Raw genomic sequence first — 13,614 nt, 5'->3', positions numbered from 1 at the left:
CAATAAGTCTGTCGGATTCGATACACCTATTGTTTTTTGTTGGGAAGTTAAAGTCGAAGTAAACCCTTTCGCCATCGATCGCACCTATGAATTACGCACTTGATTTAGCTAAATACTTAATCTTATCATGTTTTAGGTTGAAATTAAGATGCGTTTACCCTGTTATAACACCCGATCGCGATCGGCAATTGGGTCTGGTAAAACAATCATTTAACCAACAGCGATCGCCTCTTAATTTTGACGACCAACAATCCCAATCCTGCAACAATCATAGCAACAATATTGCTAGGTTCAGGCACTGCTTCGGCAATACTGAGCGAATTGATCCCCAAAGCGCGAGATCCCTCAGAACTGCTATAGACGATCCGCGAAATGTTAGCAACATCACTGCGAACTCCGAGAAACGGCGCTGAATTATCTAGTGCTAATGAGGAGGTTCCTGGTGTTGAGAAACTACCTAACAAATTATTATTACTGTCAAATGCCGAGATCAATGCAGTGAATAAAAATGTATCATCTACCGCTATTTGCGTCCCGGCGGCCGCCACGGGGCGATCGAAGGTAATCGTTAGCGGGCCGGGGTTCCCTACTGCTGGCTGCGGGCCTGGTCTTAAACCAGTCAACAAAATGAAATCGCCGCTGGCAAAGTTGGTGGGAATGCCTGGTGAAGGGAAGGTTTGAAAAAGTAAAGGAGGCGTCACTCCTGGGGCTGCTGCGGGGGGAATGCTGACATTAACTCCCAGTCCTTGTTCCGAGGTGACTGAGAAGGAATTGGGCAATACTTTAAAGGGCGGCTGGACTGGCCCTAAAATCGACCAATCAACGCGATCGCTCCCTCCCAAGGCCGCGCGATCGCTCACGAATGTCAGATTAGCAGCTTCAACTGGCGGTGCTAACAGAATTAAAAGAGTGCCCATCGCAGTTCCCGCAGCAGATAGTTTTAGCGATCGCATTTTTTTTGCTGTGGGTACAAATTCCGGCAGGCGATCGCTGTGTAATAGCTGCACTTTGAAGTGTTGACATTTGTCACAAATCATAATAATTCCTCCCTTCAACTTTTCCACAAAATCTTACAAAAATTTAGTACTGCCAAAACTGAATGTTTAAATTAGGTTGCGTCCAATATAGTTTATATCCTGATAATGAACTCTGATTATTTAACAAGACATAACATTACGCATACTTTCGTAAGGTGGTGATTTTCCGCCCTACAATTGGTATTCGATGCAATTGAAAACTGCTATCAAACTGGACGGTTCCCTAAAGTTGGAAGTACATCCGAGACATTTTCCTGTCTCAGTATCCTCGGTAACAGGGAATGTTTCGCTTACAATTACACTATGTAGCATCTAACAAAAAAGAGCGATCGCACTATGGGAATGACCCTGACCGAAAAAATCTTAGCTAAAGCATCAGGCCGCACTAAAGTCGAGCCCGGAGAAAATATTTGGGTAGAAACAGACGTGTTGATGACCCACGATGTCTGCGGGCCCGGCACCATCGGCGTTTTCAAACGCGAATTCGGTGAAAATGCTAAAGTCTGGAACCCCGACAAAATCGTCCTCATTCCCGACCACTACATTTTCACCAACGACGAACGCGCTAACCGCAACGTCGATATTCTCCGCGATTTTGCCAAAGAACAAGGGATAAAATACTTTTACGACATCACGGATCGATCGGACTTCAAAGCAAATCCAGACTACAAAGGAGTTTGCCACATCGCGCTAGCACAAGAAGGCCACACCAGACCGGGCGAAGTGCTCTTCGGCACCGATTCCCACACCTGCAATGCCGGCGCTTTCGGACAATTTGCCACCGGTATCGGCAATACAGACGCGGCTTTTATCATGGGAACCGGCAAACTGTTAATCAAAGTTCCCGCAACCATGCGCTTTGTGTTCAACGGTGAACTGCCGGATTATTTGTTAGCAAAAGACCTAATTTTGCAGATTATTGGTGATATTAGCGTTGCCGGTGCTAACTACCGGACAATGGAATTTGCCGGCGATACAGTTGAGCGTTTGACGATGGAAGAACGGATGACGCTGTGCAATATGGTGATTGAAGCAGGCGGTAAAAACGGCACGGTTGCGCCCGACAAAACTACGTTTGATTACGTTACTTCGCGGACTGATAAACCCTTCGATTCATTTTACAGCGATGGGGATGCTAAATTTTATAGCGATCGCACCTACGATGTCAGCAAATTAGAACCAGTTGTCGCCAAACCGCACTCTCCCGACAACCGCGACTTAGCCCGCAACTGCCGCGATGTCAAGATCGATCGAGTTTACATCGGTTCCTGCACCGGTGGCAAAACCTCCGACTTCCTGAATGCCGCCCGCATTTTGAAAGGAAACCAAGTCAAAGTTCCGACTTATTTAGTACCAGCAACTCAGAAAGTTTACGAAGATTTGTTTGTCACAAAATACGAGGGTCAAACGCTTTCGGAAATCTTCTTAGCAGCCGGCTGCATCGAACCCGCAGCGCCTTCTTGCGCCGCTTGTTTGGGTGGCCCGAAAGATACTTTCGGGCGGATGAACGAACCCGAAATTTGCGTGTCTACAACTAACCGCAATTTCCCCGGCCGCATGGGGAATAAAGAAGCGCAAGTTTATCTAGCTTCGCCTTACACGGCGGCGGCTTCTGCCCTGACTGGGTATGTCACCGATCCGCGCGAATTCCTGTGTTAGATAGTTGCTTTTAGCATTCTTTAAGGTTGACACAATGGCTGAAGAGTTCCCTATTATTGTAGTTCCAGAAGCAGCCTATGAGCTATCTGAAACCGAGACTATGGGAACTAAGTACAAGTTCTGGTTTGACTGTCCAAATTTAGGGCGTTACTTGTACAAACAGTCTCGACAAAATACAGGTGAAGATTGGGCGGAAAAAATTGCAGCCGAGTTCTGCAAACTCCTCGGACTGCCCCATGCTCAATATGAACTGGCAACTTGGAGAAGTCAACGCGGAACTGTCTCACCATCATTTTTGCCCGATGGTGGCAGTTTCATTCCTGGGAATCAAGTTTTGTCTGCGAACGCACCGCACAGAGTTAATATTGTGTTGAATGCGATCGCAGACAATTCTGTTAATTTGCCCCTCGATTGGGTTCCGCCAGTCGGGATAGAAACAGCAGTAGAAACTTTTGTCGGATATTTGCTATTAGATGCCTGGATTGGCAATACAGACCGTCACTCAGAGCATTGGGGTGTATTAGATAAACCGGAAAGTTATCCTACTTTAAATATCGCCAGATATCTAGCACCAACTCACGACCATGCCTCTAGTTTGGGAGTGCGGATATCTGATGAATAACGCCAAAATAGACTGATTACAAAAGATACTAGCTATTCTGTCCAAGCTTATGCTAAAAGATGCTCTTCTCAGTTGTATGCTAGCGATAATAGACCAAAACCTCTCAAGACTTTTGAGGCATTCCGCTCCGCAGCGCTAGACTATCCCGAAGCAGCCGAAATTTGGCTTAATTGCGTTGAGAAGATTTCAGCTAATGATACGCTCGCCATTTTTAAGCGGATACCGCGCGATCGAATTTCACAAATTACCATTGACTTTTCTCAACAAATACTTGAATTTAACAGAGAAAGGCTACTTGAATTCACTGGACATTTGCTTTGAAAACACTATTTTTGGCTTGGGAAGATTCAGGCAGCAGTTCTTGGTTTCCGATTGGCAGATTAACATTTAACGGTAAAGAATACCAGTTCAATTATACAAATGGTGTTCTAGAAGCTAAACTTAAGTGCTGGTTTGAAGCCTTGCCATCTTTCCCTGATTTCAATAAGGTTTATACTTCACAGAAACTGTTTCCCTTGTTTTCCAATCGAGTGATGCCGCGATCGCGTCCTGACTACCCTGAATTTGTAAAGTGGTTGAATATCCCTAAAAACGAAGATGACCCAATTGCTTTATTGGCCCGCAGCGGAGGGAAACGGGTAACTGATAAATTTGAGGTATTTCCCTGTCCCGAACCCGATGAAAATGGACGTTACCGCATCCATTTTTTTGCACATGGACTGCGACACCTTCCCAAGTGGGCAATTGAACGGATTAATCGGCTTCAAGTGGGCGAACTTTTGTATTTAGCCCACGAATTTCAAAATCCGCACGATTCCTCTGCTTTGCTTCTGTGTACGAAAGATCGCGGGATTGTAGGCTATTGTCCGCGCTATCTTTTGGAGGATATTTTTGAAATTATCTCGCAGGATCGAGAATTGGTGCGCGTAGAAGTCGATCGCCTCAACCAACCCCCAACCCCGCTAAAGTTTCGCTTGCTGTGCAAGATGACTGCCGATTGGCAAGACTTTCGCCCCTTCCAAGGTTGGAGGTACCAGCCGGTTAGCAGTGATGTTTTAGCTGCGAGTGCGATCGGATAATCAGCAATAATAAGTAAAATTACGATCGCATAATTAGGGAAGAAGTCAAGTTAATTATTGTGAATTGAATACAGATGATTGCATAATTTATACAAATAATTAGCTCAACGTTGACATTTTTTCCATAATCAAGTATGTTTGAGCTAATTTATCGACTCCCAATTCCGCAGTCTCAGTTTAAGCATATAAAATTTATGAAAGTTAGAGCTGCACATTGCTAATGCTATCCATTAGTATTGTTGTTCTGCGGAAAACCAATTAGAGTTATATTTTTTATAATTACAATTGGTCGGGGTGCGAAATTGACCGAACATAAACTTCCGATAATTGTGAGTATGAACAAAAAAATAAAGATTGGGGTTGCTGAAGCTTTTGGTACTTTTGTGTTGGTATTAGGTGGATGTGGCAGTGCGGTTTTAGCTGGAGACAAAATAGGCTTTTTGGGAGTTTCGATCGCCTTTGGTCTGTCTCTCTTAATCATGGTTTATACTATCGGCCCTATCTCTGGATGCCACATTAATCCGGCGGTAAGCATCGGTTTAGTAGTTGCCAAACTGATCGATGCTGTTTTGCTTCCTTATTATATAGGAGGTCAGATTGTAGGGGGAATTTTAGGCGGTCTTGTTTTGTACATGATAGCATCAGGAAAACCGGGTTTTGATGCGGCGGCTTCGGGATTTGCTTCTAACGGTTTTGCAGAACATTCTCCCACTGGTTACGGACTTTTGGCAGCAGCTTTGACGGAAATTGTACTGACTGCTTTTCTGTTATTTACAATCATGGGTACTACCCATCCCAATTATCCCGTCGGTTTGGGCGGAATTCCCATCGGCTTGATGCTGGTGTTGATTCACTTAATCGGAATTCCCGTAACCAATACTTCAGTTAACCCAGCTAGAAGTATCGGTGTCGCACTGTTTCAATGCGGATGGGCAATCCAACAGTTGTGGGCGTTTATTGTATTCCCAGTGATTGGTGGAATTATCGGCGTTTTGGCTTATAATTTCATTAAACCCACTATGGAAGAAATTTGATCGAGAATCAAAAATAAACCGGGTTTATTGAATTTTTTAGGGTGGTAGAATTCATCCGGCAACTTAAGAAACCCGGTTTCTCGATCGCACAACTCGATAAAATTGCAAGTATTCGGTAAATAGGTGCCATGATTACGATCGTGATGGGAGTCTCCGGTTCAGGCAAAACTACAGTTGGCAAATTGCTGGCGCAATCTCTCAATTGTGATTTCAGTGATGCCGACGATTTTCACCCATCAGCTAATATCGAGAAAATGAGTTGCGGCATTCCTTTAGAAGATGCGGATCGCCTTCCTTGGCTATTAGAATTGCAAGCTGCAATAGACTGGTGGCTTTGGGAAGATAGAAATGTGGTTTTGGCTTGTTCTGCTTTAAAAGCATCTTACCGCGAAATGCTCTGCCGCGACCAACAGCGGATGAAAATAGTTTATCTGAAATGTTCTTTTGAGGTATTGGCAGCCCGGTTAACAAGTCGCGAAAATCACTACATGAAAACAGACTTGTTGTTAAGTCAGTTAGACACTCTCGAAGAACCAGAAGATGCAATTATCATAGATGCTTCGCAACCGCTAGAGGTAATCTTGCGCCAAATTAGAAGTCATCTCGTGTGCGGTTAATGCCCCACAATAAAACCTCTAATACCAAATCTAGCTTAACTTAAATACCTATTTATTTATCAGTTTCTCTCACCTAGGACGAGAGTTTGTATAGTACCGATTTCAATCGCCTAGTCCGATCGAGGTTTTTTAAGGCGGATTTAGTTTAGTATAAGAGTTATTTTTTTCGGATTAACCGGGTTTCTGAAGCACATTTAGCGCCCTCTCCGTTTCCCGGCTGATAAGTTCCGGATGCTAATTTTTGTACAAATACAAGAAAGCTTCTACTTCAGCGGCGGTTGGTTGAGATCTAATTGCCCCGGGTTTCATCGCTGTCATCGCACCTACCGCGCTGGCATAAGTTACAATTTTCTGGGCTATTTTTGGGTCGGCTAAGTTCTTGATTCCATGCTTGCACAATTGTCGTACAAAACCAGCCAGAAATGCGTCGCCGGCACCTGTTGTATCCTCAACATCTACTGTAAAGGCGGGGATTTTTCCTTCATTTTCCGAGATACAATAGGCGCAACCTTTCTCGCCCGCAGTCACCAAAACGCCTTCTACAGAATCGAGGCGGTAGGTAATAGCTCCTGCGTCGGTAGTTGCAAACAACCATTCAGCTTCTTCCTCAGATAACTTGACAAAATCAACTTTTTTTAAGATTTTTCTAATCTGCGCTTTTGCTTCGTCTGGATTTGGCCAAAACACTGGACGCCAATTGATGTCAAGTATAATTTTAACGTCGTACTGTTCTGCTAGTTCGATCGCTCTGGCGATCGCCTCTCGACTTTCAGGATAAGCTAATTCTAAAGTGCCTAACACTAAAAATTCGGCATTTTCAAACAGCACCTCGGGTAGTTTTGCAGCGATGAGACGGGTGTCGGCAAAATCCGCTGTATTGAATTCGCCAAAACCGGCAAAATTTCGATCGCCCGCTTGATTCCGCAAGACATAAACTTGCCGCGTCGGCGCACTCGGATGCCGCTGCACTCCAGTGATATCAACCCCTACTTCTTGCAATACCTGCACTAGGGAATTCCCCAATTCATCCCCACCTACAGTACCGATAAATCCCGCCGCCGTCCCCAATTTAACCAAAGCACAGGCAACATTAGCTGGAGCACCGCCGGGATATGCCGTCCAAGATTCTACCTCTTCGAGAGATACTCCTGGTTTGTCTGCTAAACAATCAAATAAAAGTTCACCCAGACACAGAACGCGAGGATAAGTCATAGGAATTTGAGATTTGAGATTTGAGATTTGAGACCAGCAGTAGACAGGTCAATAATGATTTTTAACCCATCCCAGAAAAATTGCCAGCTATTTTTTAATGGCTGCTCCTATAATATCAGACCTACTGATACTGGCAGTTACTCCCTTAAGACTGAAGTATAGTGCCGGCGTATCAGTTAGTTGTTGGGTACGCAAACATTTGCAGGTTGTGTACGGATGTCAGATAGGCGCAGGTAAAGGCAGCATCCACCACCCGAGGCACAAGCAGTGCAAGTGGCTGCGCGTCTTGCTGTGTCGGGGCGGGGTTTGCACTCCCGGCGATTCAGCAAGCGAGTTGGTGCTTCGGGCCCGAAAGAGTAGCACAACTAATTTAATTTTCTCTTCATACTCGATCCCTCATCCTTTAGAATTGTAGATAGGTAAATATGCAGACATAGGAAAAATTTATGAGTGGGATTGTCTCTGGGACCCCTGTCACCCTGTCGGACAGAGAATTGCAAGTGGTAGAGTTAGTAGCGGCCGGATTGACTAATGAGAAAATTGCCGAAAAGTTAGAGATTAGCAAGCGTACAGTTGACAACCACATTAGCAATATCTTGAACAAGACGCGCGCTGACAATCGAGTTACGCTTGTACGCTGGGCGTTGCAGTGGGGAAAGGTATGTTTGGACAATATTAACTGCTGCCCTTTACCGCGGCCGATCGATAAAGAAGTATCTTAAGTAGGGATTTTGGTTGGGGACAGGCAAAGAAATGATGCAAACGGCACAAGAAAAACAACTCCGCTATCAAATTCAATGCCCTAGATTACCGCTGACGGTGTATCGCGAAGTGGCGATCCATTTGCGTCAAGTTGATGGGGTGGAAACCGGTTTAATTCCGCAGCAGTCGCAGCGGTTTGATTACTACGACAGCCAAGTTGGGGGTTTGTGGATACAGTATCCTGAAGGGTTCGATTTGGCAGGTCGCGAGCGGGTCGATCGCATTTTGGCTTATTATGGCGATCGCTACGGAGCGTGGGAATTATTAAGTCATTAGTTATTGGGAATTGTTAGGTGTTGAGTGTTAACTGTTAACTGTTGACTGTTGACTAACAACTAATAATAACCGTGAACTAATAACTACGGATTAATGACGACGAACTAATGACTACTGACTACTGACTAACAAAATGAGTGCAATTAAAACTTTACCGGGAACGCGGGATATTTTGCCCGCTGAAATTCAATATTGGCAAAATATAGAAGAAGTCGCTAGAACCATTTTAAAAAAAGCGGCTTATCGAGAAATTCGGACGCCAATTTTTGAACAGACATCTTTATTTGAACGCGGCATCGGCGAAGCTACCGATGTTGTGGGCAAAGAAATGTACACTTTTAAGGATAAGGGCGATCGATCGACAACTTTGCGTCCAGAAGGCACCGCCGGAGTAGTCCGAGCTTTTATTCAAAACAGTTTGTACGCAGCAGGAGACGTGCAGCGTCTGTGGTATGCGGGGCCGATGTTTCGCTACGAACGCGCGCAAGAAGGAAGACAGCGGCAGTTCAATCAAATAGGCGTTGAAGTCTTGGGGAGTGCGAATCCTCGTGCGGATGTCGAAGTAATTGCCATCGCCTGCGACATCCTGCAAACTCTCGGTTTAAAAAATTTGCGCCTCGATATTAATTCCGTCGGAAATAAGGAAGACCGACAAAATTATCGGCAAGCATTAATAGATTATTTTACACCGTACAAAGACGAATTAGACGCCGATTCTCAAGACCGCTTGACTCGCAATCCGCTGCGGATTTTGGACAGCAAAAATCAGCGCACTCAAGAAATTGTAGCTGGTGCGCCGAGCATTTTAGAATATTTGGGCGACGAGTCGCGATCGCACTTCGAGCAAGTGCAACTTATGCTGACAAACTTAGGAATTACCTATCAGTTAAATCCGAGATTAGTGCGCGGTTTAGATTACTATACCTACACCGCATTTGAAATTATCTCCGACGATTTGGGAGCGCAAGCAACAGTTTGCGGGGGTGGCAGATACGACGGTTTAGTCAAGGAATTGGGCGGCCCAGATACGGCGGCAGTCGGTTGGGCAATGGGTATCGAAAGGTTGATTATCCTGCTGCAAAAGTTGCAACCTTTGCCCGTACCCAAGCAGGATTTTTATTTGGTATCCAGGGGCGAAAAAGCAGAACAGCAATCGGTATTGTTAGCTCAAAAATTGCGAAGTGCGGGGTTTAGTGTAGAGATAGATTTGAGCGGTAGTGCTTTCGGGAAACAGTTTAAAAGGGCCGATCGCAGCGGTGCTGTTGCGTGTTTAGTTTTGGGAGATGCGGAAGCTGAAAACGAGACGGTACAATTGAAGTGGTTGGCGAGTGGTGAACAAAGTGCGATCGGGCAATCGGAACTGCTAGCAATGACCACCGAACTACAGCAGAAAATTAACAACCCTTAAAACTCTCGGTTTTAGCCTAGTCTAGATCCCCCTAAATCCCCCTTAAGAAGGGGGACTTTGAATTCCAATCCTCTCGTTACCAGGCTCTGCCCGGTAACGCATATTTAGAGGCTCTGCCTCGTCATTAAGCCATTAACATTAATCCCAAAAACCAAGAGATATAATTTAAGCATTAAAAGATTTAACCTCTGATCAACTATGTCTGTAGCAACTAAAAATCCTCAAACACGACTCACAATCACCTGGCCGCTACTACCAGAAGATTTCCAACTACCAGACGACCCCGTGGAAGACGAAAGCCAACCATTATTAGCCGCCGCTTTGCGCCAGCCGCTAACAGGATTTCCTGAATTAATGCAGGATGCCTTAATTGTTTCCAACTTTGCCTTGTGTGCCGGCATAAGTTTCCCCGGTTCAAGCAGCGACGAACAGCGCATTATCTGCAAAGCGCCAGATTGGATGTACGTGAAACCCGTCAATCCCAAAAATGTCTCTCAAGTCCGCCGTAGTTACACGCCACACACAGAAGGAACCATCCCCCAAATCGTGATGGAATTTCTTTCAGAAACCTATGGAGAAGAATACTCCGTTGAATTTACCTCGCGGGTGGGAAAGTGGTATTTTTACGAGCAAGTAATCAAAGTACCGAGATACGTCATATTCCGAGCAAAAACAGCTCATTTAGAAGTTTACGATTTAGAATCAGAGCACTACAAGTTGCAAAAACCAGATGAAAATGGACGTTATTGGATACCCGGATTAAACTTGTTTTTAGGACTTTGGGAAGGAACCCACGAAGGGAGAACAGGCTGTTGGTTGAGGTGGTGGAATGCAGAAGGCGAGTTGTTGCTGTGGTCGGAAGAACGAGCCGATCGCGAAAGACTCCGCGCTGAAAAATTGGCCGAAAAACTGCGTCAAGCGGGGATCGAGTTAGATGATGAAGAGTGAAATATCAATTGATGAGTCTAGTTCGATCGGGTTTTGGTATGATGACACTCTTGTGGTGCGGGCATCCAGTCCGCCCTTGGCTAACTTTACACTCCTATGTTAATCGAACGTCTCCAGCCGATCGCCTGGACAAAAAAACCGCGACTCATATCCTTATTTTCTGGTTGCGGCGGCATGGATCTGCCATTCCACCAAGCCGGATTTGAGGTAGTTTGGGCGATCGACTCCAACAAATACGCCTGCAAAACATTCAGCAGAAACATCGCTGATGTCATCATCAACGACAGCATAGAAAATATAGACATTGCACAAGTTCCCGAAGCAGAAATATGTATAGGAGGGTTCCCCTGTCAAGATTTCTCCCTAATTTGGAAACGCCCCGGACTTGAAGGAACCAGAGGCAATTTATATACATACTTTCTAGATTTTGTCAATAAGAAAAAGCCCAAAGCTTTTGTAGCAGAAAACGTCAAAGGCTTATTAAGTGCCAATAATTATCAAGCAATAAAACAAATAATTTCTGACTTTGAAAGTATCGCTCCGGGGTACTTAGTTAAACCTAAACTCTACAACTTTGCTGATTACGGAGTTCCGCAATTTCGCCAAAGAGTGTTATTAGTTGGCATTCGGATGGATACAGGATTTAACTTTGTGCATCCTCAGCCAGAATACGGTCAAAATCGCAAAAATCCTTATCGAACTGCGGGCGAAGCACTCAAAAATGTGGAAGCAGTTCTTGACAATAACCAACATCATAAAATTCAATCCCGAACCGTTGAAATTTTAAATCGCATTAAACCGGGAGGCAATTTCTCTGATATTCCCAAGGATAGTCCATACTATGTCAAAGGTATGATTAGTCATGTTTATCGGCGAATTCATCCAGATAAACCATCATCGACAATCATTGCTGGTGGAGGCGGCGGAACTTGGGGTTATCATTATTTAGAACCGCGTTCTTTGACAAATCGTGAAAGGGCAAGATTGCAAACATTCCCCGATGATTTTGTTTTTGAAGGTTCTACGACTGAAGTACGGCGGCAGATTGGAAATGCAGTGCCGCCGCAGGGAATCGCTGCCGTTGTTGAGTCTTTGATTCCGCTATTTAAGGGGGATTATCCCCAAGTTGATTTATATGAAATGAGTAAAAAGTTGCAGGGTATGTCAATTCAACAACGATTAAAATGGGCTGAATCCGAGGGATTCGAGCAGAGTTTGCAGTTAATCGGAAATGTGCTATAATTAAAATAACTGAGTCAGAGGAGGCTTTAAGCTTATGTCTAAGTCAGGTTAGATAGGTTATATATAAAATACTCTATAAAAATAAAATTAATCGCGTGAAACAAAACTTAACTACAGGAAACCCCTATAGAAACACACATCCTTACGAAGATCCCCAAGACATACCTGAGAAGTATGCGGACATCGTAGAGGAACTGCGGACTAAGGCTCAAGATATTCGGTTGACCCATATCCAAAAAGGAGATTCAAATAGAAGAAAGACTTCTGGTAATGCTGCTGCTGTTAAGCTGGAACTCGCGACAGGCAAAGTCTATAATCGAGAAGCTACCAGCAAGAAAGCTCCCCTTAATATTCCAGGTGAAGAGGATGGCCCAAAGCAGTTTTTTGAGCCACAGTTGGATAGAGCAAGAGGCTGTTTTAATGAGGCTGACGCTGAGTACAAGCTCTTTAATGCACTCGCAGAAGACTTGGAAATAGATGATGTTTCCTTGGACGTAGAAGGAATACTCTACCTCTACACTGAGAGAGATATGTGTTCTGGCTGTAATGTTACTTGTGATGAGTTTAAAATGAGGTTCCGGAACATTCAAGTGCTTGTAGAATACAATCACCTAGATCCTAGAGATAAAAGATAGAGGGGACAAATTAAGCCAGTACAGTCTACCTGATCTGTACTGGCTTCTCTAGCCAAGGTAGAATGGAAATGATGTCAAGCTTAGCATTAGCTTTTTCTTGGTTTAAACTTAATGAAATATAGATAAGGAGGGTAAGGCAGTGATAAAGTTTAATATAGGTCATTACACCGAATTTAAGTTGCCCAAAAACTTAGATATTCCAGAAAAATTAAAGGAAACACTTCAGGCTGTTTGGGACAGACAGTACCGCGATTTATACGAAAGAGGCGGAAAGTCAGATGTTGAAGAAGCTTTTGCAGAAGTGATGACAGCCTTTGGGATGCCTAATGATCCAATATCCCATCAGCGATACGTCTATATGGCTTATGGAATAGCATTAGCAACTAAACCGACTATTAAACATTACTTTCCTGAAGAACACAAAGCTGATATCGTTGAAGGAATTGTATCTTGTTGGCTGAAGAATAGTTGTGAAATCCCAGAAACTTGGGCAGATACCTTGTTTCCTAATATCAACAAAATTGGAAAATATCAAGCTACTGACGAAGCTTATAATATTTTCTACGGCTTGCTGCAAACACTCAATACAAAAACAGCCTACAATGCCATCTTGGATATTTTGTATGATGCCATTACTGGGGATGCCATTTCTGGTTTTGCTGCGGCTCAACGAGATATGTTTAATTGGTGGTTGATCGAGGTGATTCCTGCGGCCTATTGTTTAAAGCTGCCATCTACTTTATATTCTGGAAAATGGGAATTTCCGCCACTGAGTCAGTGCGCTTAAGTAATGACAAAAGTAATTGGAAAAGAGTGCGTGTTGCTGATTCTAGTTAACTTAAGGCACCGTGAAACCTTTGAGCGATTCCCTAGGGGATAGCTTCGCTTGCGCGGACTTTTCCTCCTCCCTCAACCCCTTACACTGCACCAAAACCCCAAAACTCCCCAAACCCCTCGGATCGATCAACTGATGCAAAGCCTCCCGGCGCCGCAAAAACCTTGCCAAATCCAATACTTCCGCATCATTTGTAGACAGAGAAGCAATACGATCGCCCAAACCCAACGCCATCAAAAACAAAGCCT

At 44.3% G+C, this 13,614-nt stretch carries 14 protein-coding genes and 1 pseudogene; 12 read left to right on the top strand and 3 right to left on the bottom strand.

The window, feature by feature from the left end; all coding sequences use genetic code 11:
* Positions 1 to 206: 206 nt before the first annotated feature.
* Entirely contained in the window at positions 207 to 1,037 is an 831-nt protein-coding gene (locus QUA45_RS25070; protein WP_333222446.1) for a PEP-CTERM sorting domain-containing protein, read from the bottom strand.
* A 336-nt stretch (positions 1,038 to 1,373) separates the two neighbouring features.
* Between QUA45_RS25070 and QUA45_RS25065 the strand changes: the two genes are divergently transcribed.
* The 5 genes from QUA45_RS25065 to QUA45_RS25045 all read left to right on the top strand — a co-directional run bounded on the left by QUA45_RS25065 (position 1,374) and on the right by QUA45_RS25045 (position 6,048).
* Positions 1,374 to 2,696: a 3-isopropylmalate dehydratase large subunit gene (locus QUA45_RS25065; RefSeq protein ID WP_333077709.1), complete on the top strand. Its 1,323-nt coding sequence runs from the start codon at positions 1,374 to 1,376 to the stop codon at positions 2,694 to 2,696.
* A 34-nt stretch (positions 2,697 to 2,730) separates the two neighbouring features.
* Positions 2,731 to 3,318, top strand: a complete 588-nt coding sequence (locus QUA45_RS25060) for a hypothetical protein (protein ID WP_333222444.1) — start codon at positions 2,731 to 2,733, stop codon at positions 3,316 to 3,318.
* Between the two features lie 317 nt (positions 3,319 to 3,635).
* Positions 3,636 to 4,397 carry an HIRAN domain-containing protein gene (locus QUA45_RS25055; protein ID WP_333222442.1) on the top strand — a complete coding sequence of 254 codons (762 nt, stop codon included), beginning with the start codon at positions 3,636 to 3,638 and terminating at the stop codon, positions 4,395 to 4,397.
* Between the two features lie 335 nt (positions 4,398 to 4,732).
* Positions 4,733 to 5,431, top strand: coding sequence for an aquaporin Z (aqpZ, locus tag QUA45_RS25050; protein ID WP_333222440.1), 699 nt, complete (start codon positions 4,733 to 4,735; stop codon positions 5,429 to 5,431).
* Positions 5,432 to 5,559: 128 nt separating this feature from the next.
* On the top strand, positions 5,560 to 6,048 hold the full coding sequence (locus QUA45_RS25045; RefSeq protein WP_333097371.1) for a gluconokinase: 489 nt from the start codon (positions 5,560 to 5,562) through the stop codon (positions 6,046 to 6,048).
* Between the two features lie 234 nt (positions 6,049 to 6,282).
* On the opposite strand, the gene QUA45_RS25040 is transcribed toward QUA45_RS25045, so the two are convergent.
* Positions 6,283 to 7,260 carry a carbohydrate kinase gene (locus QUA45_RS25040; protein WP_333097373.1) on the bottom strand — a complete coding sequence of 326 codons (978 nt, stop codon included), beginning with the start codon at positions 7,258 to 7,260 and terminating at the stop codon, positions 6,283 to 6,285.
* Positions 7,261 to 7,706: 446 nt separating this feature from the next.
* On the opposite strand from QUA45_RS25040, the gene QUA45_RS25035 reads away from it, so the two are divergent.
* From QUA45_RS25035 to QUA45_RS25005, 7 genes are all read left to right on the top strand, one after another.
* Positions 7,707 to 7,982 carry a photosynthetic electron transport-dependent transcriptional regulator PedR gene (locus QUA45_RS25035; RefSeq protein WP_006633901.1) on the top strand — a complete coding sequence of 92 codons (276 nt, stop codon included), beginning with the start codon at positions 7,707 to 7,709 and terminating at the stop codon, positions 7,980 to 7,982.
* A 34-nt stretch (positions 7,983 to 8,016) separates the two neighbouring features.
* Complete coding sequence (locus tag QUA45_RS25030) at positions 8,017 to 8,298, top strand: hypothetical protein (RefSeq protein WP_333097439.1); 282 nt, start codon at positions 8,017 to 8,019, stop codon at positions 8,296 to 8,298.
* A gap of 133 nt (positions 8,299 to 8,431) precedes the next feature.
* Positions 8,432 to 9,706 carry a histidine--tRNA ligase gene (hisS, locus tag QUA45_RS25025; RefSeq protein ID WP_333222438.1) on the top strand — a complete coding sequence of 425 codons (1,275 nt, stop codon included), beginning with the start codon at positions 8,432 to 8,434 and terminating at the stop codon, positions 9,704 to 9,706.
* Between the two features lie 198 nt (positions 9,707 to 9,904).
* Positions 9,905 to 10,654 carry a Uma2 family endonuclease gene (locus QUA45_RS25020; RefSeq protein ID WP_333222436.1) on the top strand — a complete coding sequence of 250 codons (750 nt, stop codon included), beginning with the start codon at positions 9,905 to 9,907 and terminating at the stop codon, positions 10,652 to 10,654.
* A 96-nt stretch (positions 10,655 to 10,750) separates the two neighbouring features.
* Positions 10,751 to 11,896, top strand: a complete 1,146-nt coding sequence (locus QUA45_RS25015) for a DNA cytosine methyltransferase (RefSeq protein ID WP_333222434.1) — start codon at positions 10,751 to 10,753, stop codon at positions 11,894 to 11,896.
* A gap of 95 nt (positions 11,897 to 11,991) precedes the next feature.
* Entirely contained in the window at positions 11,992 to 12,531 is a 540-nt protein-coding gene (locus tag QUA45_RS25010) for a deaminase domain-containing protein (protein ID WP_333222432.1), read from the top strand.
* Between the two features lie 139 nt (positions 12,532 to 12,670).
* Positions 12,671 to 13,318, top strand: coding sequence for a hypothetical protein (locus QUA45_RS25005; protein WP_333222430.1), 648 nt, complete (start codon positions 12,671 to 12,673; stop codon positions 13,316 to 13,318).
* A gap of 51 nt (positions 13,319 to 13,369) precedes the next feature.
* On the opposite strand, the pseudogene QUA45_RS25000 reads toward QUA45_RS25005, so the two are convergent.
* Positions 13,370 to 13,614: pseudogene (locus QUA45_RS25000) on the bottom strand (class I SAM-dependent methyltransferase); the annotation flags it as partial.

Origin of the sequence: Microcoleus sp. Pol12A5, assembly GCF_036701435.1 — a bacterium.
In the GTDB taxonomy this organism is placed as follows: Bacteria; Cyanobacteriota; Cyanobacteriia; order Cyanobacteriales; family Microcoleaceae; genus Microcoleus.
The sequence above is the reverse complement of the archived record's forward strand: the minus strand, read 5'-3'. Positions and strand labels throughout refer to the sequence as shown.

Excerpts from the sequence above, each read along its gene's own strand:
- QUA45_RS25070 (WP_333222446.1), bottom strand. The coding sequence starts at position 1,037 with ATGATTTGTGACAAATGTCAACACTTCAAAGTGCAGCTATTACACAGC.
- QUA45_RS25065 (WP_333077709.1), top strand. The coding sequence starts at position 1,374 with ATGGGAATGACCCTGACCGAAAAAATCTTAGCTAAAGCATCAGGCCGC.
- QUA45_RS25060 (WP_333222444.1), top strand. The coding sequence starts at position 2,731 with ATGGCTGAAGAGTTCCCTATTATTGTAGTTCCAGAAGCAGCCTATGAG.
- aqpZ (WP_333222440.1), top strand. The coding sequence starts at position 4,733 with ATGAACAAAAAAATAAAGATTGGGGTTGCTGAAGCTTTTGGTACTTTT.
- QUA45_RS25045 (WP_333097371.1), top strand. The coding sequence starts at position 5,560 with ATGATTACGATCGTGATGGGAGTCTCCGGTTCAGGCAAAACTACAGTT.
- QUA45_RS25040 (WP_333097373.1), bottom strand. The coding sequence starts at position 7,260 with ATGACTTATCCTCGCGTTCTGTGTCTGGGTGAACTTTTATTTGATTGT.
- QUA45_RS25035 (WP_006633901.1), top strand. The coding sequence starts at position 7,707 with ATGAGTGGGATTGTCTCTGGGACCCCTGTCACCCTGTCGGACAGAGAA.
- QUA45_RS25030 (WP_333097439.1), top strand. The coding sequence starts at position 8,017 with ATGCAAACGGCACAAGAAAAACAACTCCGCTATCAAATTCAATGCCCT.
- hisS (WP_333222438.1), top strand. The coding sequence starts at position 8,432 with ATGAGTGCAATTAAAACTTTACCGGGAACGCGGGATATTTTGCCCGCT.
- QUA45_RS25020 (WP_333222436.1), top strand. The coding sequence starts at position 9,905 with ATGTCTGTAGCAACTAAAAATCCTCAAACACGACTCACAATCACCTGG.
- QUA45_RS25015 (WP_333222434.1), top strand. The coding sequence starts at position 10,751 with ATGTTAATCGAACGTCTCCAGCCGATCGCCTGGACAAAAAAACCGCGA.